This window comes from Psychromonas arctica, assembly GCF_038155225.1.
GTDB classification, from domain to species: Bacteria; Pseudomonadota; Gammaproteobacteria; order Enterobacterales; family Psychromonadaceae; genus Psychromonas; species Psychromonas arctica_B.
Genome location: NZ_JBAKBA010000001.1, coordinates 136,870 through 157,862 on the forward strand (window position 1 = coordinate 136,870; position 20,993 = coordinate 157,862).

At 36.0% G+C, this 20,993-nt stretch carries 16 protein-coding genes; 8 read left to right on the forward strand and 8 right to left on the reverse strand.

Annotated features, from left to right (window positions below; genetic code table 11):
• Nucleotides 1–2: 2 nt before the first annotated feature.
• Entirely contained in the window at nucleotides 3–416 is a 414-nt protein-coding gene (locus V6255_RS00675) for a YjfI family protein (RefSeq protein ID WP_160064548.1), read from the reverse strand.
• A 307-nt stretch (nucleotides 417–723) separates the two neighbouring features.
• On the opposite strand from V6255_RS00675, the gene glnE reads away from it, so the two are divergent.
• The gene (gene glnE / locus V6255_RS00680) at nucleotides 724–3,579 is read left to right on the forward strand and encodes a bifunctional [glutamate--ammonia ligase]-adenylyl-L-tyrosine phosphorylase/[glutamate--ammonia-ligase] adenylyltransferase (protein ID WP_341626409.1); all 2,856 of its coding nucleotides are present in this window, start codon (nucleotides 724–726) and stop codon (nucleotides 3,577–3,579) included.
• 140 nt (nucleotides 3,580–3,719) lie between these two features.
• Here glnE and lpxL read toward each other — a convergent pair whose 3' ends face one another.
• Complete coding sequence (lpxL, locus tag V6255_RS00685; RefSeq protein WP_341626410.1) at nucleotides 3,720–4,640, reverse strand: LpxL/LpxP family Kdo(2)-lipid IV(A) lauroyl/palmitoleoyl acyltransferase; 921 nt, start codon at nucleotides 4,638–4,640, stop codon at nucleotides 3,720–3,722.
• Nucleotides 4,641–4,764: 124 nt separating this feature from the next.
• Between lpxL and V6255_RS00690 the strand changes: the two genes are divergently transcribed.
• On the forward strand, nucleotides 4,765–7,041 hold the full coding sequence (locus V6255_RS00690) for a diguanylate cyclase domain-containing protein (protein ID WP_341626411.1): 2,277 nt from the start codon (nucleotides 4,765–4,767) through the stop codon (nucleotides 7,039–7,041).
• Here the strand turns inward: V6255_RS00690 and V6255_RS00695 are convergent.
• The 4 genes from V6255_RS00695 to V6255_RS00710 all read right to left on the reverse strand — a co-directional run bounded on the left by V6255_RS00695 (nucleotide 7,033) and on the right by V6255_RS00710 (nucleotide 11,356).
• A complete protein-coding gene (locus V6255_RS00695) occupies nucleotides 7,033–8,481 on the reverse strand; it encodes an AMP-binding protein (RefSeq protein WP_341626412.1) in 1,449 nt (482 codons plus the stop codon). The genes V6255_RS00690 and V6255_RS00695 overlap by 9 nt on opposite strands.
• Nucleotides 8,469–9,509 carry an o-succinylbenzoate synthase gene (menC, locus tag V6255_RS00700; protein ID WP_341626413.1) on the reverse strand — a complete coding sequence of 347 codons (1,041 nt, stop codon included), beginning with the start codon at nucleotides 9,507–9,509 and terminating at the stop codon, nucleotides 8,469–8,471. Before menC ends, V6255_RS00695 begins: the two co-directional genes overlap by 13 nt.
• Before the next feature lie 63 nt (nucleotides 9,510–9,572).
• Nucleotides 9,573–10,973, reverse strand: coding sequence for a replicative DNA helicase (gene dnaB, locus V6255_RS00705; protein ID WP_025562535.1), 1,401 nt, complete (start codon nucleotides 10,971–10,973; stop codon nucleotides 9,573–9,575).
• 26 nt (nucleotides 10,974–10,999) lie between these two features.
• Complete coding sequence (locus tag V6255_RS00710; protein WP_025562533.1) at nucleotides 11,000–11,356, reverse strand: diacylglycerol kinase; 357 nt, start codon at nucleotides 11,354–11,356, stop codon at nucleotides 11,000–11,002.
• Nucleotides 11,357–11,552: 196 nt separating this feature from the next.
• Between V6255_RS00710 and plsB the strand changes: the two genes are divergently transcribed.
• The 6 genes from plsB (at nucleotide 11,553) to recQ (ending at nucleotide 18,880) form a co-directional block, all read left to right on the forward strand.
• Nucleotides 11,553–13,874: a glycerol-3-phosphate 1-O-acyltransferase PlsB gene (gene plsB, locus V6255_RS00715; protein WP_341626414.1), complete on the forward strand. Its 2,322-nt coding sequence runs from the start codon at nucleotides 11,553–11,555 to the stop codon at nucleotides 13,872–13,874.
• Between the two features lie 8 nt (nucleotides 13,875–13,882).
• On the forward strand, nucleotides 13,883–14,278 hold the full coding sequence (locus V6255_RS00720) for a rhodanese-like domain-containing protein (protein ID WP_341626415.1): 396 nt from the start codon (nucleotides 13,883–13,885) through the stop codon (nucleotides 14,276–14,278).
• Complete coding sequence (locus V6255_RS00725) at nucleotides 14,271–14,906, forward strand: YigZ family protein (protein ID WP_341626416.1); 636 nt, start codon at nucleotides 14,271–14,273, stop codon at nucleotides 14,904–14,906. The genes V6255_RS00720 and V6255_RS00725 overlap by 8 nt, the downstream gene beginning before the upstream one ends.
• A gap of 3 nt (nucleotides 14,907–14,909) precedes the next feature.
• Complete coding sequence (locus V6255_RS00730; protein WP_341626417.1) at nucleotides 14,910–16,367, forward strand: TrkH family potassium uptake protein; 1,458 nt, start codon at nucleotides 14,910–14,912, stop codon at nucleotides 16,365–16,367.
• 3 nt (nucleotides 16,368–16,370) lie between these two features.
• Nucleotides 16,371–16,967 carry a menaquinone-dependent protoporphyrinogen IX dehydrogenase gene (gene hemG, locus V6255_RS00735; protein WP_341626418.1) on the forward strand — a complete coding sequence of 199 codons (597 nt, stop codon included), beginning with the start codon at nucleotides 16,371–16,373 and terminating at the stop codon, nucleotides 16,965–16,967.
• 110 nt (nucleotides 16,968–17,077) lie between these two features.
• The gene (gene recQ / locus V6255_RS00740) at nucleotides 17,078–18,880 is read left to right on the forward strand and encodes a DNA helicase RecQ (protein ID WP_341626507.1); all 1,803 of its coding nucleotides are present in this window, start codon (nucleotides 17,078–17,080) and stop codon (nucleotides 18,878–18,880) included.
• Nucleotides 18,881–19,044: 164 nt separating this feature from the next.
• Here recQ and V6255_RS00745 read toward each other — a convergent pair whose 3' ends face one another.
• Together V6255_RS00745 and V6255_RS00750 are read right to left on the reverse strand one after the other, a co-directional pair.
• Complete coding sequence (locus V6255_RS00745; RefSeq protein WP_341626419.1) at nucleotides 19,045–20,019, reverse strand: metal-dependent hydrolase; 975 nt, start codon at nucleotides 20,017–20,019, stop codon at nucleotides 19,045–19,047.
• Nucleotides 20,020–20,146: 127 nt separating this feature from the next.
• A complete protein-coding gene (locus tag V6255_RS00750) occupies nucleotides 20,147–20,500 on the reverse strand; it encodes a hypothetical protein (RefSeq protein WP_341626420.1) in 354 nt (117 codons plus the stop codon).
• Between the last annotated feature and the right edge of the window lie 493 nt (nucleotides 20,501–20,993).

Sequence of the window (20,993 nt, forward strand, 5' to 3'; positions counted from 1 at the left end):
AATTAATTTAAGTAACTATCCATTTCACTGATCACTTCAAGGCTGTTATCGCTTAGAGTGACTAGTTCAAGCTCAATATCTTCAAGGCTCGAGTTGATTGATAGGGCGCCAAAAACAACGTATTTGTCTTCGACTTTAGCAAAAGCTGATAATGGCATTGGGATGTTCATTTCTAACATCGCTTCCATCATATTTGCTTTTAGTTCTGATTTGATTTCATCTTCGCCCCATAAATAGGCAATACATAAAATTTGGTTATCACTAATAGAAACAAAAATCGGTATCTCTTCTCGACCAATAATTTCCACCTGTAGTACATCTATCTCACCGTCAATCGGTGTGCAGTCAAAGTTAAAGCCCGTTTCGGTATCGTCTGCTAACTTATTCAGATGTGTAGCAATAGTATGAATATTCATCTTGTTCCTTAACCTTTTTGACATTAAATGTCTTGTGAGTGTTAATTTAGACCCCGTGGCATTATATGTCAATGGGTTTATGTGTTTTATTTGTACTAGCCTAATTTAACAATAGGGTAACCGTTTAATTTAAGTTTACTGAGCACGCATATTTAAGGTTGCGAGTTATCGGTGTTTATTCAATGACTCGTACTACAATAATGCGGCCTTTAAATCACTTTTCAATGATTAAGTGCTAAAAATTACTGATCAGATTTAAAACTCCTGTTAAGTTAATGAATAGTCTAATTTTTAGCATGGGTAATGTATGTCTTTATTAAAAGCTGCTGCACAAAAATATATTCAACAATTGAGTGAACGTTTTGATTTATCAACCTTGACTGAGCAACAACAGGGAACATTATTTGATGTGTTTGCATTAAGTGATTTTATTGCCAACTCATTAATAAAGCAGCCTGATCTTATTTCTCTTTTATTTGAAGGTGATTTATTAACCAGTACTGATCGCAAAAAACAGCTAATAGATGAATTACATACAGTACTGACAACTACTGAAACCGAACCCCAATTACACCAGGCTCTGCGTTTATTTAGGCGAAAACATATGGTGGTGATTGCATGGCGTGAACTCTTAAATCTCAGTTCTTTACAAGAGAGTTTTGAGCATATTTCATTATTAGCAGATCAATTAATTCTACAAGGTTTGGATTGGCTATATGAACTGCAATGTAAAGAGCAAGGCACGCCATTCGGCGAATCAGGTAAACAGCAAACGATGTTTATTTTTGCCATGGGGAAATTAGGTGGTAAAGAGCTTAACTTCTCTTCTGATATTGATCTTATCTTTTCTTATCCTGAGCGTGGTGTAACCCAAGGCGGTCGTCGTGTTATTGAAAATTCAGCATTTTTCACTAAATTAGGTCAACGTTTAATCGCTGCGTTACATCAGATCACTGTTGATGGTTTTGTTTATCGGGTTGATATGCGTTTACGGCCTTTCGGGGAGTCAGGCCCATTGGTCACAGCCTTTAGCTCCATAGAAGATTATTATCAAACCCAAGGTCGAGAATGGGAACGCTATGCAATGGTGAAAGCTCGCGTATTAGGGCAAGAAGGTGAAGATAAAGAAGAGCTAAAAAATATGCTCAAACCTTTTGTGTTTAGACGCTATATAGATTTTAGTGCTATTGATTCATTACGAAAGATGAAAGCAATGATCAGTGCAGAAGTTCGCCGTAAAGGATTAAAAGATAATATTAAGTTAGGTATGGGAGGCATTCGTGAAATTGAATTTGTTGCACAGGCATTTCAACTTATTCATGGCGGTCGTAATGTTGAACTGCAATGTAAAGGGTTACAAGAAACATTACAGGTTATTGCAGATATTAATGTATTACCGCAAGAGCGTGTTGATTGTTTATTAAGTTCTTATTATTTCCTTCGTGTTGTTGAGAATGTATTACAGCAAATTGGAGACCAGCAAACTCAAACGTTACCAGATAATGAACTCGATAAATCACGTTTAATTAAGGTCATTAAGTTTGAGGATTGGGAAAGTTTTTATGCTCGTTTGAATCAAATCATGGCTAATGTACATAATGAATTTAACTGGGTTATTGGTGAGACTGAAGAGCAACAAACCGAAGCAGAAGAAACATTTATCGAAATGTGGGAATTACAATTAAGTAGTGAAGAAATAACACCATTATTAGCTGAAAGTATTAATAGTGATGATGTGAATTCAGATCAAATTAATACATTTGCAAAAATGATTGTTTCATTGAAAGCAGATTTGATTCGACGCCCTATTGGCCCTCGAGGACAAGAAACGATTGATAAGTTGTTACCTCGATTGATCTCATTGATTTGTGACTATCCACAGCCTGAAAAACTATTTGAACGTATTCATCACTTATTACTTAATATCGTTAGCCGTACTGCGTACTTAGAGTTATTAAATGAAAATGAAGGTGCGTTGAAGCAACTGTTAACGTTATGCTCTGAAAGTCCTCGTGTATCAGCTCAATTAGCTCGACATCCTATTCTATTAGATGAGTTATTAGATCCTCAAAAGCTTTATAATCCGACGGAGTTAACGCGTTATAGAAGTGAATTACAACTGTTTATGTTACGTATCCCTGAAGATGATATGGAACAACAAATGGAAGCATTGCGTCAATTTAAGCAAATGCAGTTTTTACATATCGCTACTGCAGATATAGCAAAAGGCATTAAACTTCCACAAGTCAGTGATCATTTAACGTGTTTAAGTGAAGCTATTTTAGATTATGTAGTACAGATAGCTTGGGCACAAATAACTCATAAATTTGGCTTACCTAGTAATGTGGTAGGAACGGACAGAAAAGGCTTTGCTGTAATAGGATACGGAAAAATGGGGGGCTTAGAGTTAGGTTATAACTCAGATCTTGATGTGGTATTTTTACACGAAAATAATATATCAGGGACGACAAATGGCGATCGTTCTATCGATAATCAATTATTTTACTTTCGTTTAGCACAGCGCATTATTCATTTATTTAGTACTCGCACGAATTCTGGGATTTTGTATGAAATCGATATGCGTTTACGCCCATCAGGAGATTCTGGTCCCTTAGTGGCAAGTTTAGCTGGTTTTGAGCGTTATCTAAAAGAAAACGCTTGGACGTGGGAGCATCAAGCTTTAGTAAGAACTCGTTCGGTGTTTATTGATTCAAGTATGGACCAAGAATTTGCTCAAATACGTTTACAGGTTTTAAGTCAAAAACGCGATATAGATAAACTACGCTCTGATGTATCAGAGATGCGTTTGAAAATGCGTAATCACTTAAACCGTGCTACAACTGGAGAATTCGATCTTAAACAATCGGTAGGTGGAATGGTTGATATTGAATTTATTGCGCAATATTTAGTATTGGCTAATGCTTATAAATTTCCTGAGTTATTAACAAAATGGTCAGATAATTTACGTATATTTACAGCATGCAAAGAAGCAGGATTGTTAACACAACAACAAACAATTGAATTAATTGATGCATATTGCCATCTTCGTGATGCAGGGCATCGTTTGGCTTTAGGGAAAGTGACTAGGATTACTACCGAAGAACAATTTGTTGAAGAGCGTAAGGTAGTTACTAATGTATGGGAACAGTTATTTAATGCTTAAACTTAAACTTAAGCATTAAATATTAAGCATGAGTTTAAGATTCTATAGGGGTAGTTGAGGATAACACTGCAAATAAAAACCAGTAGATTGACCAATTTAGTTTTTATTTACAGTGTTTATATTAAATGAGATCTTCGACGTTAATATAAGGAAGGTTCGCCTTCAGGACGTGTTTTGAAGCGTCGATGTAACCACATATATTGCTCATCACACTCTTTTATCATCAGTTCTATTTGTTCATTTATGCGTGTTGTATCCAACACTAGGTCACTGCTTGGAAAGTCCTGCAATGGTTCCTTAAAAACTAATTCATAGCCTTTAGCGTTAGGTAATCGTTTTAAAAATACTGGAATAACAGTCGTATTTTTAACGCGTGCCAATGTACTGATACCTGAGACTGTATTTGCATTTTTTACATTAAAAAAGGGCGCAAAAACGCTGCTGTTATGTTTTCCATAGTCGTGGTCTGGTGCATACCATAATGCCTGACCATTTTTTAATGCTCGTAGCATGCTTTTAAAATCTTTACGGTCTAACATCGCTTTGTTTTCACGCATTCGACCCCAATAAAACCAATAATCTAATACTTCATTACTGTTTTTTCTATAAACAGCGTAACTTGGATGAATTAAGCCGGCAGCGCGTCCCCCCATTTCCAAAGTGAGGAAATGAGCTCCTAAAAAAACTACACCTTTATCTTGTCGGATTGCCTTTTCGAAGTGTTCAATACCGCGAATGCTGACTAAACCACGTACACGCCAAGCTGGCCAAAACCATGCCATACCCATTTCAAATAGTGCGATACCCGTATGTTCAAAATTCATTTTTACTTTTTTATCGACTTGCTCTGGTGTTAAATCAGGAAAGCATAATTCAATATTACGGCGCGCTGTGTAGAACCGTTTTTTAGCAAAAGGGATAGATAAGCGTCCCAATAACCTACCTAACCTAAGTAATGTCGAATAAGGCAATAATGAAAATAGAAATAGCGCTAATATCCCTAACCAAGCAAACCAATACTTAGGGTGGATAAAGCGAGCTTTTAATTTGTATGTATCCATAAATTACTCTCTATATTTTGGAAACATTATTCTACCGACTATTGCTGAAAATGACTATTTTGTAGTTAAATCTTTTACAGTGTCTGTTGTATACTATATATTATTTGGTTTAATCAGGTTTTAAATGTTGAAAGCAAAGCGTTTTTACTCTTTTGATTTTGTTTTTTTTATTGCTATTGTCAGTTTAATTGTATCGACCTTTTTTTTAATGGTCGATGATGGAAATCAACAACAACAACGAAACTTATCGGAACGAACTGCTTATAGAAGCTTTGTTTCTACATTAGCCCAAGTTAAATCAAATGCGACTCTGTTATTTGAACTTCAATATACTTATGGGCCGATTCTGTCTTTATTAGATGATGCGAATAAAGCCATAAATTCCCCTGAAAATTTACAACTAATTCAGCAACAACTCCAAGAAAAACTACAGTCTCAATTTCGAGTGAGTAGCAAAATATTTTCTTCTCAAAAAGTATATTTAAATAATGGCGACCTTTTATTAAATATCGGTAAATACTTTTATGATGGTAAAGAAGTTGCGGAGAAGAAAGGTACGGAGTTAAATGGTGGCCTTGAAAAGGTACTCAAAAGACTAAAGCCTTCGTTTGGGCTGTCATTAGAAAATGGGCGCTATTTATATCGTTATTTCTTTCCTGTTTTTAATGCTTCAAATGAGTTTATTGCCATTATAGAAATCGCTATACCGTTGGCTAATTTGCAATATATATCAAGCAATGCAAGTAATATGAAATCTCAATATTTATTAGCCAAACGGCCTTTACTCGCTTCGGCACAAAAAAATAGGTTCTATCAAGAAACAGAATTCTCAGGCAGCTTTTTTGTTAACAAACATATTAATTTGATTGAAGCTAATTTAAGTGAAACAGATTTAGATGAATTAAAAAATAGCCTTAGCCCGATAGAGGAGTCTAAATTAATGCAACTAAAGCAATTTTCAATTAGTGCTCAGGTTGCAGGACAAGATGGTGTTGCTGTATTTATGCCTATTAATGATGTGTATGGCTACAATGTAGGAGGACTACTCAGCTTTATCCCTACAACTAAATGGTATGTATCCAGTACTGAATTTAATACGATCAGCGTAATGTTAATGTTGATGCTAGTATTGGTATTGTTGTATGCGATGAGAAAGTCTGCCGCTATATATAAAATGAAACTATCCTACCAACAGTGTTTAGATGTTTTGCCTTTTCCTATTTTCTTAAAAGATAATAACGACCAATATTTTGGTGCAAACAAAGCTTTTTATGATTTTTTAAATATCAGTAAAAAGCAATTACTCGAGGGCGACCAAAATAGTGAGTATGAACCTGATGCGCTTAAAGTCTCTCTTGCCGAAATAAACAAAGCTGGTGGGTGTATTGAAATAGAATCTAATAATTTGAAAAAAGATGATGATTCAATTTATAAGGTTTCCTATTATGAAGTCGCTCAACAAGGTGCCTTAAAACATGGTGTAGTTGGTTATATTGAAGATGTCAGCAATTACAAACTATTAAACGATTCATTAAAATCATCATTATTTGATCAAACAGAGTTTATGGATATCTTGCCTTTAGGTGTTCGAATTTTTAACTTAGAAGGGCGTACAACCTACATTAATAAAATGTATAAAAGTCTTAATGGATTTAATGTTAACGATTTATTAAGTGCTGACTGTGAAGCGATATTTAATTGTTTAGAATGCCATAATAACGTTTGCTCGTTGCATAAAAATAGAATTTTAAAGCTAAATCAACGGATTGAGACAATAAAGTATAATGTCTCTGGTGAAGCGCTTACCTATGAAGTGACCTATCAACCTTATTATTCCATTGATAAAAAGGTACAAGGAATTATCGAATTAATATGTGATATCACTGTTAATAAATCGTTGCTAGATAAAAACCATACCTTAATGCTAACGGACGAGTTAACGGGAGTATCGAATTACCGTGGACTTGTTAGCGCAGGGGATAATTATTTCCGTTTAGCACAGCGAGCTAAAAAAGCGTACTTTGCTCTTTATGTGAATGTAGTTGGTATGGAAAAAATTAATGAGACGCAAGGTAAAAAAGAGGGTGAGCAGTTATTAATTCTGTTTGCTAATATTTTAAAAAACACATTCAGAGAGACAGATATTATTGCACGTACCGGTGATGATGAATTCATTGTATTAATGAATGATAGTGAATACGAGATTGTTGATAATACTAAGTTTGTTCGTTTAGATGCTAATGTTAAAAAGTTTAATTCAACAATGAATAAAGCATATCGTTTAGTTATTGATACTGGCATCGTTGAATATAATGCAGGCAGTCATAGTAACTTATCTTCGTTGATTAAAAATGCAGAGCAATTGGTTTATGAGCACCGTTTAAAGCGTTCATTAAATTAATTTCTGTTGCTTTAATTGTGCTATGAAAGCTTCTTTTGGTACTTTTAAGCTTTGTTGGTTAGTGATTTGAGGCCAAGCTAAATAAACATTTGGTTGCTTAAAGCGTGTTAACTGTGTTTCTAGATACGCTTTAAGTATCTGGGCTTGTTGCTCAAAGCGCGTTATTTCATTTTCAATAAATTCAATAAAAATGGCAATACGTTGCCCATATTGCTGATCTTCAATCGGATAAATATACACTTTCTCAACGCTTTTATGTTGTAAGCAAATACGCTCAATCTCTTCTGGCTGAATATTCTCACCGCCACTAATAAACTGTCGATCTTTTCGTCCTAAAACCTGTAAGTAATTAGCTGTTATCTTTCCTGTATCACCCATTTGAATCCATTCTTTAGGATCGACTACAACGATATTATTATCTTGGAAATATCCATATAAACGAGTTTTCCCTCGAAGATATATTTCATTGTTTCGTATTTTAACTTCTCTATAAGGTAATACTTGTAAATCACTACTGTTGTTCGACGTCGCCACTTGAGAAGCCATTTCAGTACACCCATAACTCAAGTGATAGTCAAAACCGCGTGCAGTTAATGATGTTAATAAGGAATCAGAGAAAGTACTGCCACCTAATAAAATATGTTTTATCGGACATTTTTTTGCAGTAAAAAAAGGATCGGATAATAAGCGTATTAACTGTGTTGAAACCAACGATAAATGGGTTATTTTTTGTTGTTGCAGCACCAATATATTTAATGCCGATGAGGTTAAATGGATACAAGCACCAGCAATAATGGTGCGAATGACTGTTGCATAACCCCCTATGTGAAAGAGAGGCAACGATAATAAATTATGGTCATAGCGGTTTAAAGGAATGAGAGCTTGAGAACCTAAAGCACTAAAAAAATGATTCTCATAATGATGAATAATGGCTTTAGGGAAGCCGCTACTACCTGAAGTGAAAATGATATTACAAGGGTGGCTTGGGTTAATGGTTATCTCTGATAGTTCATTACCTTTAATTGTTTCTTTTTCTAGTAAAGAAAAATCTATATCTACTGTTTTAAAATGTAAATGTGTTGAATCATCAGCAACCCAGCAATAATCACTACTTAATATAGCGAGTCGTTGTGCTATTTCAGCGTCAGTAAATCGAGGATTTAAAGGGCAAAATAACCACCCAAGGCGAATACATAATAATTGTAGTAACAATAATTCAAGGCCATTACTGGCGATACAAACTAATCTTATCGATGAAGAGTTTGTTTCTAATCTATCTTCTTTTTTATTAACGTTAACGGTTAGCTGTTTTTGTAAATTAATTAACAGGTTATCTAAGTGTTGATAGGTTATTTGTCGTTGTTCACATGCGATAGCAATGGCTTGGTTATTATGGATAGCTTGCCAGCGTACAGGGCAATAGTTTATTAAGATTTCCATAAGCAGGTCACTTGCATTGATGAGTTAAGGTAAGGAGGTATTAGTAAGTTTTCTAGCTTAGTGATTATGTCACTCGGTTTATCTGCAAAAGCATGTAATGTATCTAACCCTAAACTCACTTTTACATTATATTGCTGTTGCCATTTCATTGCTAAGTGTTGAAGTTGATGAATTGCCACAGGAGATTCAAAGCTAGCGCTGACACTAACACTTAATTGTTGCTGCTGGGCATGCTTTAGCAATTCTTTAACCCGTTCTGGACAACCAATTAGTGTAGGCTTAATAATCAATGCTTTAATGCAATTATGTATGGGTATTGAGTCAATAATTAATAAACTTTCATCTAATGCTATCGACACGTTAAACTGTTTAGAAATGTTAATATTACTAGTAAGTGACGCGGTGGGCTCTTCGATATAATCTATATATTGCGAGTCTACTAAGGTTAAGAATTGTGTGTATTGCTGTTCAGTCCATTGTTGATTTGCATCTAACCTAAAACGTATTTTAGGATTAAGTTCAATAAGCTTTTTTAATACATTCACTTCCTCTTTAACCGTAAATCGGCCTACTTTAAGCTTTATTAGTGCTGGATATGTTAACTGTTGATAACGAAGTAGTATTTCTAAATGATCGCCTTGTAACAAAGGTACACTGGTTAGGTTCACTAAATCACTATTCTCTGCTTTATGCCATGGGGTCTGTTGTTGTAAACAAAATAATGCAAAATGGACACTCGATAACAGCGGGAAATGATGAATGTTTATTTCTTGCAGATTTGAGGCGGTTTGAAGTGCACCTAATAGATATTGCTGGCATTGCTCTAGAGTTTCATTACTAAAGCCGGGAAGAGGGCAAATTTCACCAATTAAACATTGCCCGTCCGCTTGATGACCGACTAACCATAAACCTTCACGAACGGTTAAATGATGTCCTTTAAAATTTAAGGGGTGTTGAAAAGGTAATGAAAAACGATACAAGCTTAATTGCATATTTGCGGTGTGAAATATTTTATTAAGCTTGCTCATTATAGGCTACGTGCCTCTATTTTTTGGCGTTAACTCTAACGATAGTATTTTGTTTTTAACAGGTTACTCATCACCATGATAAGCGGTACCCGTGTAATCATCAAAGCGAGAATAACGCCCTTGGAACGTTAAACGTACTTTACCAATTGGGCCGTTACGTTGCTTACCAATGATTATTTCAGCAATGCCTTTATGTTCACTGTCTTCGTGATAAACCTCATCTCGGTAAATAAACATAATTAAATCGGCATCTTGCTCAATCGCGCCCGATTCACGTAAATCTGAGTTAATTGGGCGTTTATCTGCACGTTGCTCAAGACCACGGTTTAACTGTGATAGGGCAATAACAGGGCAACGTAATTCCTTTGCTAATGCTTTTAAAGAACGTGATATTTCAGAGATCTCTAAGGTACGGTTTTCACTTAACGAAGGAACACGCATTAACTGTAAGTAATCGACCATGATCATGCTGATTCCACCATGATCACGAGCAATACGACGAGCACGTGAGCGTAACTCGGTCGGAGTTAGGCCAGAGCTATCATCAATAAACATCTTTCCGCGATCTAATAGAATCGACATAGTTGACGATAAAGAAGCCCAATCATTTTCATCTAATTGGCCCGTACGAATTTTACCTTGGTCAATGCGCCCTAAAGAAGCCAACATACGGTTCATGATTTGGTCTGAAGGCATCTCTAATGAGAAAATAATGGTTGGTTTGTCAGCGTTCAAAGCCGCATGCTCTGCTAAGTTCATTGCAAAGGTGGTTTTACCCATCGATGGACGTGCTGCGACAATAATTAAATCGCCTGGTTGGAAACCAGTGGTCATTTGGTCTAAATCATTATAACCCGATGATAGGCCTGTAATACCGTCACGTGGGTTTTTACATAAGTCATCAATCTTTGCGACAGTCTCTTTGAGAATGTCTTTAATAGGTTGAGGACCTTCATTTTGATTATTACGGGCTTCAGCAATTTGGAATACTTTAGTTTCTGCAAAGTCTAATAACTCCGCACTATCACGCCCTTCAGTATCATATCCAGCTTCTGCAATATCATTTGCAACGCCGATTAACTCTCTAACAATGGCACGTTCACGTACGATATCTGCATAGTTATTGATGTTGGCTGCACTAGGGGTGTTTTGTAATAGCTCAGCTAAATAAGCGATGCCACCGACACCTTCTAATTCTTGAGTATCTTCTAGTTTTTCAGATAAGGTGACGATATCAACAGGAATATCATTACTGCTGAGCTTTTCAATGGTAGAAAAAATAAGACGATGTGCTCGAGTGTAAAAGTCACGATCTACAACACGCTCAGAAACATCAGACCAAGTATCGTTATCTAATAATAAGCCACCAATAACCGCTTGTTCTGCTTCAAAAGAATGAGGCACAGTTTTAATGGGAGAATTCATATTATTTTTTTGTTTAGTAAAAGCAGGTTTATCCGCCATATTAAAATCCTAATGAGTAAAGTGGGTTAAAAAAACAGGATTTCTATCCAAATATAAGCGGTTAAAGCTAAAGCAATTAACACTGCTGCTGAGCCCATATCTTTGGCGCGACCAGCTAATTCATGGAATTCAGTTCCAACTCTATCAACTACGGCTTCAATGGCAGAGTTAATTATTTCAAATATGATCACAAGTACCACAGGTGAAATTAATAGAATACGTTCGATTTGAGAGACTTCTAAAATAAATGCGATAGGAATTAAAATAACGGCCAACAAAATTTCTTGGCGAAAAGCGGCTTCATGTTTAAAGGCACTTTTAATCCCTTTTATTGAATAACCGAAGGCCAAAAATATTCGTTTTAATCCAGTGTTTTTTTGCATTTACCAATAATCTCATGTGCGTAGGTTTAAGCTTGACACTTTAACAAATAGACATCGTTTGGTCATCAATTAGCTGTGTATTGATAGTAATGATTTGTTAGTTATCGCAGAACTACTTGCAACGCCTATACGCTCTAGCGTGGTATGTTAAACTCGCATCATAAAGTAACAAAATAATAATAAAAAAGGACAGTATGTGTTAGCTAAAGGTTCATTTTGGTCGCGGATGGTTAGTCGATTTTGGGTAAAGAGTGTGGTTGTGCCACAAAACCCTCTCATAGAGTTAAAATTAGATTTATCGCGTCCTATTGTTTATGTGTTAGATCAAAATAGCGCGAATGACTTATTAGCATTACAAAAAGCATGTCGAGAGCATGCGTTACCGGATCCTTATCTGCCTTTACAAGTCCATGATACTACATTGTCTGCGGTTATTTATTTGCATGATGGGTACCTTTTTACCAAAAAGCCATTACAGCAAGAGCAATCTACTTATTTACAACAATATCAACAGCTATCCGACCTACATCTAAAGTACGCGGATCTTGATGTACAGCTGGTTCCCGTTACTTTTTTCTGGGGGCGAAACCCTGGAGTACAAAACCCACGACAAGCATTTTCTGGCAATAGTAATGTTAGCTTTTTCCAAAAATCATGGTCAATCCTCACTGCCGGAAATGATCACCTAATTCGTTTCAACGCGCCTATTTCAGTCAAAATGTTATTAGGCAAAAATAACGATTCAACACAACAAGCTTATAAATTAGCGCGTGTCGCACTCCATTATTTTTCGACTCAACATCGCTCTAGTCGTGGCCCTCAAATCCCTAATCGTAAAAAAATGATTAAACAAGTTGTTGCTAGTGAGAAAATGCAGCAAATAATTAAACAACAAAGTATCGAAAGTGGTGAGTCTGAAGCGGTTATTCGTAAAAAGAGCCATGCTTATTTAGAAGAAATTAGCAGTAACTTTTCATATCGATTTTTACGTGTCTTCCGATTTATTTTAAGTAAAGTCTGGAATGGTATTTACCAAGGTATAGAAGTTAACCATGCGCAAGCTGTACGAGATGCGACACAAAGCGGTGCTGAAATTATTTATATGCCTTGTCACCGCAGTCATATGGATTATTTATTACTTTCTTACTTGTTATACGGCGAAGGTTTAGTTCCTCCGCATGTTGCAGCCGGAGTGAATCTTAACTTTTTTCCAGCCGGTGGTATTTTCAGACGTTCTGGCGCCTTCTTTTTACGTCGTAGTTTTAAAGATAACCCACTTTATGGAAAGGTGTTTAAAGCGTATTTTGCCATGTTGTTTAAACAAGGCTATCCCATTGAGTTCTTTACTGAGGGGGGGCGTAGTCGAACAGGGCGTTTATTGCCCGCTAAAACGGGCTTGCTTGCGATGAGCGTACAAACCTTTTTAGACCAGCCTGAAAGAAATGTAATGATAGTGCCAGTGTATATAGGTTATGACCATATCATGGAAGTGAGCACTTACATGAAAGAGCTTTCTGGACAGAAAAAAGAAAAAGAAAGTGCTTGGCAAGTACTAGGTATTTTCAAAAAACTACAAAACTTTGGCCGTGCTTTTGTTAATTTCGGAGAGCCAATTAATCTAAAGCAATATTTTGACCAACAACAGCCTAATTGGCGTGATCAAGCTTTATCTGAACAAGCGTTTCAGCTGCAAGTTAATCACCTTGCTAATAATGTGATGCAAGGAATTAACCAAGTAACAGCGGTTAATGCACTGCCTTTATGTGCTGCTATTTTATTAGCAAGTGCTAATTATCAACTAGGCAAACAACGCATGCTGAGCTTGTTACAGTTACATCAGCAGTTATTAGCTCAGATGTCTGAAAGTACGGGAATTACTTACCCTAAGCAGTCGCCTGAATTAATTTATCAACAAGCATTAGCGATGAATAAGTTTTCTGAATCTAATCATGTAGTGAGTTGTGACCACCAACAAAGTACGTATTTAACTTATTACCGTAATACAGTGGTACATGTATTTGCGTTACCGTCATTGCTCAGTTATGCATTAATAAAGTTAAATAATGAAAGTAGTGAAGATACTGAAATAAATGTTATTCAAGTAATTGATTTAATAACTAAGTTATTAGGATTTGTTGAAGCTGAATATTTTTTAAAAGACTCATCAGAAGTACTTAAAAAAAGAGTGCTAGATTTATTAGTTGAATTTAAAGCTGCGAATTTAATTACCTTTGACGGTAATATACTATCCTTGAGTAACACGTCATTATTACAAGTATTAAGTGATCACTTAAGTGAGACACGTCTACGTTACCATTGTGTATTAAGCTCGTTATCTGAAAATGTGACACAAACGGATGAAACGTTAATTCTCGCAACTAAAAATAAGTTAACAGGAAAAAGCATTGAGCCTTTTGATGAAAAAGTCATTAAGGTGTTTATTAAACAACTCGATAGACATAATCTAACGCTTCCACAAATTGAAGAATTACTGACTTGCTTATCAGCTAAAGAGTAGGAATAAATATGTTATTAGATGGAAAAGGACTGGTTGAATCATTTCGTTCTCAAGTTAATGAAGTTGAATGTGCAACCGTTAACCAGCATTTACAAAACAATCAGTCTTTATTGTTTATTGATATCAGAGAACCAGAAGAAACAGCACTTGGTTACGCAAAGGGAAGTTATTTAGTCCCGCGTGGTGTGTTAGAAATGCAGTTGAGTAACTTACCTATTTATAACTCATTAATTAATGAAGTCTCCTCTGCTGAGCAATTGCCGATTTATTTACTTTGTCGTTCTGGTGCTCGCAGTGTCTTAGCGGCTGCTTCTTTACAACAAATGGGATATCAAAACGTTCATTCAGTTGCTGGTGGTTTTCTGGCTTGGCAATCACAAGGGTTTTTAATTGAAAGTGAATAAACCCTATTTTATCTTAAACAAACCTGTTTTTTTTGAAGAAGAGATTAAAAAAAGTCGATTTTTAACTTTTATCTGTCCGGCTAAGGGAAAAATAGCTGCAATGAAGTTCCTTGCTGAAATGAAAATATTACATAAAGATGCAGGTCATCATTGCTGGGCTTATATCGGTGGTAGCCCTGATGATAGTGTTAATATGGGGTGTAGTGATGACGGAGAACCGAAAGGCACTGCTGGGAAACCAATGTTAGCCGTATTACAAGGGACTCATGTTGGAGAGTTGGTTGCGGTAGTCGTTAGATACTCGGGCGGCATTAAGTTAGGCACTGGAGGTTTAGTGCGTGCGTATAGCAATGGTTTACAACAATTGTGTCCTACCATGCCTACATCTGAAAAACGTTTTTTTGAGCGATTTGAGTTACAATGCTCATATTCTCAAATGGCAACCTTAGAACATCTACTTGAATCAAATTCAGGACGAATTATTAACGCTAATTATGAGCAATCAGTTGTCGTGTTAATAGAAGTAGATAGTGAGCAGGTCGATATTTTTAAGCAAAAATTACAATCATTGATGCAGGGACAAGTCATTGCAAAGAAAATTAATACGTCAGTTGTTGAGCTGGGCTAACTAGTGGCTATTCGCTCTATTATCAGGATCGTCGCGATGCTGATTGGGTTATTTAGTTTAACTATGTTGCCGCCTGTATTTATCGCGTATATCTATCAAGATGGCGGCGGTAATGACTTTTTGGCTGCTTTTTTTGTTACTTTAATCATTGGTTTTTTCTTTTGGATTCCAAATAGACGCCATAAAAGCGAATTAAAAGCCCGAGAAGGTTTTTTAATTGTCGTGCTCTTTTGGGCGACTCTAGGTAGTGTCGGTGCAATCCCTTTCTTAATGAGTTCTAGTGTTGATATGAATTTGGCCACGGCTTTTTTTGAGTCATTTTCAGGTTTAACCACTACCGGCGCAACGACCATTGCTGAGCTCAATGACTTACCTAAATCTATTCTTTTCTATCGCCAAATGCTGCAATGGTTCGGTGGTATGGGGATCATTGTATTAGCCGTCGCTGTGTTACCGATGTTAGGGATTGGTGGTATGCAGCTATATCGAGCAGAAACGCCTGGTCCTGTTAAAGACTCTAAAATGACGCCTCGAATAGCAGAAACTGCAAAAGCGCTATGGTATGTTTATTTATGCTTAACAGTGGCTTGTATGTTGGCTTTTTGGCTTGCAGGCATGAGCTTGTTTGATGCACTTGGACACAGTTTTTCAACCGTATCAATTGGGGGGTTCTCCACTTATGATGCGAGTATGGGACACTTTGATAGTGAAATAATTAATATCATTACCGTGGTTTTCTTAATTATTTCCGGTATTAATTACGCCTTACATTTTACTGCTTTCTCAGCTAAAAAATTCAGCTTAGAAGTTTATCGAAGAGATCCTGAAGTACGCGCCTTTATCTTCATTCAAGTCTTATTAACTGGTATCTGTTTTCTGGTTTTGATAGATAATGACGTTTATAGCTCCATCGAAACAACTTTTTCACATGCAATGTTTCAAGCTGTTTCTATTGCGACAACCGCTGGTTTTACGACAACTTCATTTTCAGATTGGCCTTTGTTTTTACCTGTCCTGCTTATTTTTGCCAGTTTTATTGGTGGCTGTGCAGGTTCAACAGGTGGTGGTTTAAAAGTGATTCGAGTCTTATTGCTTAACTTACAAGGGCAACGAGAGTTAAAACGTTTGGTTCACCCTAAAGCGGTTTATAAAATAAAATTAGGTAATAAAGCCTTACCTGACCGAGTGGTTGAAGCGGTTTGGGGATTCTTTTCTACCTATGCTTTAGTGTTTATTGTGTGTATGTTGGCTTTATTGATGACGGGGATGGATGAGCTGAGTGCTTTCTCCTCTGTCGTTGCTATGTTAAATAATCTTGGTCCTGGGCTCGGTGAAGTTGCGTTACACTTTAATGATGTCAGTGATGCCTCTAAATGGGTGATGATTATTGCCATGTTATTTGGACGATTAGAAGTCTTTACCTTATTAGTATTATTTACACCTGTATTTTGGAAAAATTAAATTATGTCTATTGAAGCTAAATCTAACGACACTATAACTGGTGAAGCAGTGCCTAACGAAGCAACGCCTAACGAAACCATTTCTAACAACACTTTAGTTTTATACTCTTCTGTTGATGGGCAAACTTTAAAAATTATCAATCATATCAAACAATCTATTCTTGGTGATGTGACGGTATTAAACATTGATGATAATCCACAGATTGATTTCTCTTTGTATCAAAAAGTATTAGTGGGTGCTTCTGTTCGTTACGGTAATTTTCGGCCGAATATCATCAAATTTGTCAATAAACATAAGCAACAGTTAGACGCTGTATCGAATGCTTTTTTTGTGGTTTGTTTGACTGCACGCAAGCCTGAAAAAGCAATTCCTGAAAATAATGCTTATATGAAAAAGTTTGATCAATTATCAGAATGGCAACCACAGCTGAAAGGCGTATTCGCAGGTGCTTTATTATATTCTCGTTATAATTGGTGGCAAACACTGTTAATTCAATTAATTATGAAGATGACCGGTGGTAGTACTGATAAAACACAAGACTTAGAATTAACCGATTGGCAGAAAGTGGATATATTTAGCAAGGAATTTAGTGCATTATAGCCTCTTCTAAATCAGAAAATTTAGGCTGAAATATTTATGCCGCTGATTTACAATGCATACCCTTTTATCCGCTTAGACTATCAATAGGTTGCTATATTTTGAACCAGAGTATGACGAGTACTGCACATAACGTTTTATTTGATGTGTTTGGTTACAAGCAATTTCGTGATGGTCAAGAAACGGTCATTAACGACCTTATTGCAGGACGTGATGCATTAGTTGTGATGCCAACAGGTGGTGGTAAAAGCCTGTGTTTTCAAATTCCTGCTTTAGTAAGAGAAGGGATTTGCATTGTTGTTTCCCCTTTAATCTCTTTAATGAAAGATCAGGTAGACACACTAAGAGCCTGTGGTGTAGCAGCTGCTTACCTTAACTCTAGTTTGTCTTATCAAGAACAAAACGACATCATTAATTCTCTACATCGTGGTCAGTTAAAACTATTATATGTAGCGCCAGAGCGTTTATTACGCCCTGATTTTATCGGTCGTTTACAGCACCTTCCAATCAATTTATTTGCCATAGATGAAGCGCATTGTATTTCATCATGGGGTCATGATTTTAGGCCTGAATATGCGCTGTTAGGCAATCTAAAAGAATACTTTCCAAGTATTCCGTTAGTCGCATTGACTGCAACGGCAGATCACGCAACGCAACAAGATATTTTGCAGCGTTTAAAGCTTCAGGATCCGTTAATAGAAATTCGTAGCTTTGATCGTCCTAATATCGAATATTTATTGATTGAAAAATATCGCCCATTAACACAACTCTTTAATTATCTAGACCAACATAAAGACGAAAGTGGCATCATCTATTGTACCAGCCGTAAACGCACAGAAGAGATAGCTGGAAAGCTTGCTACCAAAGGCCTTAACTCTCGCTGTTATCATGCTGGTTTACCTTTAGAAGAGCGTCAAAACGTACAAGACTTATTTATTAAAGATGAAGTCGAAATTGTGGTGGCGACTGTTGCCTTTGGGATGGGAATTGATAAACCTAATGTGCGTTTTGTTGTGCACTATGAAATTCCTAAAAATATAGAATCTTATTACCAAGAAACAGGTCGAGCAGGGCGTGATGGTTTACCCGCACAGGCAATGCTATTTTACGACCCAGCAGATCCTGCACGTATTAGAAGCCTGTTAGAAAAGAACCCAAACCAAGAACAACTTCGTATTGAGTTACATAAACTGAATACCATGGTTGCCTTTGCAGAAGCGCAAACTTGCCGTCGTCGCGTAGTATTAAATTACTTTGGTGAATACAGCCCTAAAGCCTGTGGTAACTGTGATATCTGCTTAGATCCACCACAAAGTTATGATGCGACGATAGACGCTCAAAAAATTCTTTCTTGCGTTTACCGTACAGGGCAATACTTTGGGATCACACATGTGGTTGAAGTACTGCGAGGCGCTCAAACTGCCCGTGTCAAAAGCCTTGGTCATGATCAGCTATCGACTTTTGGAATAGGTAAAGATAAATCAACGGAACACTGGTTTAGTATCGCTAGACAATTAATTCACTGTGGATTGTTAATGCAAAACTTAACGCGTGGTTCTGCGTTACAGTTAACGGAAGCGGCACGTACTGTCTTAAAATCTGAAAATAGCTTAATGTTAGCGGTGCCAAGACTACAACTAGTAAAAACGACTGCGAAACAAAAACGTCGTAGTGTTTCTGCCAATGCAGACAGTAAATTATTTGCTAGGTTACGCCATTTACGTAAAAAAATAGCAGATCAAGAAAACTTACCTCCTTACGTTATTTTTAGTGACGTATCTTTATCAGAGATGAGTGAGTTAATGCCTACCAATGATTCTCAGTTTCTTTCAATTACGGGTGTTGGCCATATTAAGTTAGATAAATATGGCGAAGAATTCCTCTCTGAAATTAAACAATACGTTGATACTTTGTAAAAGGTATTCTTGTTTAAGTTTAAGTTTAAGTTTAAGTTTAAATTAATATTATTTTCAAATTAACTGACTCTTAATACCTTTCAATCACAGGTGTTGGTTATATTAAGTTAGATAAATATAGCGAAGCATTTATCTCTGAAATTAAACATTTTATAAGTTTATTTTTATATTTTACTTAAAAAACGCATTAATTCAGTTAACTTGTTTAAGTTAATAACAGGCTCTGGCATTTTTTGAGACTTAATTTCTTGCCAATTATTTTTGTCCTCAGCTAAGCTGAATGAAAAAGGATAATAGTCTGTTAAACCAATACGCAGATCGGTAGCGATCAATTGATTGTCCTGCTCTGTAAACCTCAATAACCCACCACTAAACCATTCCAAACGTTGTAATTCAGCTGAATCAAAGCTATTGATTAGTGATCTTCCTGTGTCGTATGTTTGCCATGATAAAGGTTGGTCATTGAATGCTGTTGTAAAGGTTACATAATAATTATCGTCATGGTAGCTAAGTACCTGCCAAACCAGCGTATTAAATGGTGTTGGTGCAATGAATAAGTGATCACTTTTTGCAATAGGATCGTGTGTTAATTTTTGTTGGATATTCCAAAATTGCACTTGGCCAAGTACTAAATATGCACAACTGAACGCTAACATTATTCGGTTTATTTTTTGCCACCTTAATATTTTCTCGCGAAACCATAAACCGATGACTGCAAACATTAATGGTAGTGTATAAAGAGGATCAATGATGAATATACTAGACCAAGAAGTGGGTTGAATATCTAATGGCCACAATAATTGCGTTCCATAAGTAGTGAAAGCATCCAAAAGAGGGTGGGTGATTAAAGGTAGAAAGATAACTAAAAATAATGATTTTTTATGTGCGTATAATGCAGGCTTAAAATATAAAATAAGCCAATATAAAAATACACTAAAAAGGCTTAAAACCAACAATGAGTGACTGAAACCGCGATGTAGAGTAAAATCTTCAATCGCGGTTTGATAAGTCAGTAGTACATCTAAGTCAGGCAAAGTACCTAATAATGCACCTGTAATTAACACTTTACGTCCAAAAGGTTTGATACCAACAGCACCAGAAACGCTTGCGCCTAAAACTATTTGAGTTAAGGAGTCCATACTTGCTCTTGTCTATTTATCGTAAACTCCAGTGTAATATAATGAGCGCTAATCACCAATCAAGTCGAAGTGAAATGATTGATATTTTTTTCTATTTATAACTTTTAACTCTTGTTTAAAGCCATTATTACTTAAAGTCATTTAAACGTTTTAATATCGCTTCAAATACACTTGGCGATATTTTCTTTTCAATTTGACTGAGTTTATTATGTTTAAAAGTTTCACTTAAAAATACGCATAAGTAAGTAAGAGGTGCGTGAGCAAATAGCTTAGGATTTGCTAAATAATCACTGCCCCTATGGTTCATCCAAGCGGCATTATCTTCTTGATCCATAAAATGGTTATGCATAACGGTGCTTTGTAGTTTTTCTAATAATTGATGATAACTGAAATTATCATGTTTAAAATCGCCTTGGTAAGATGCGATTAGGTTGATTGTTGTTTGTTTAGGTAGGCTGTTAAGTTGATGTATATTACTCATTTTCGAATCCTCTATAGGTTTGAATTTAAATAATGTCCTTTGCTATTTCTATTTCTAAAAATCACTAGATGATTACCCCAATAAAGGTAGGTCGTTTTTCGAGCAATTCTTAGTCTCTTAAATTAACACATAATAGTGACGTAATTGTTACTTAACTCTAGAGTTTTGATTATTTTTTACTTAATACTAAGACCATTGGAGTTTATTTAATCTCAATTCTGGTTAATGAAAGCGGAATTATATTTAAAATCATAAGGTTATATTTTTTACTAGTCAGTGCCGTTAGTTTTGCGTAGTTCAAGGCGGATTATTGAAGTAATAAAGGGTTATTGAGAGGTAATTTAACGTAGAAATCCGCAGAAATAGAGGTGTTGTATCGCTTTGCTTATCCAGAACTGAGGTTATTTAGATTGAAGTGTTGGATCTATAGATTTAGGGTAAACGCTTAACAATATACGTTTAGCTGTAGATAGTGAGGGTGTTTAGGTGGTTA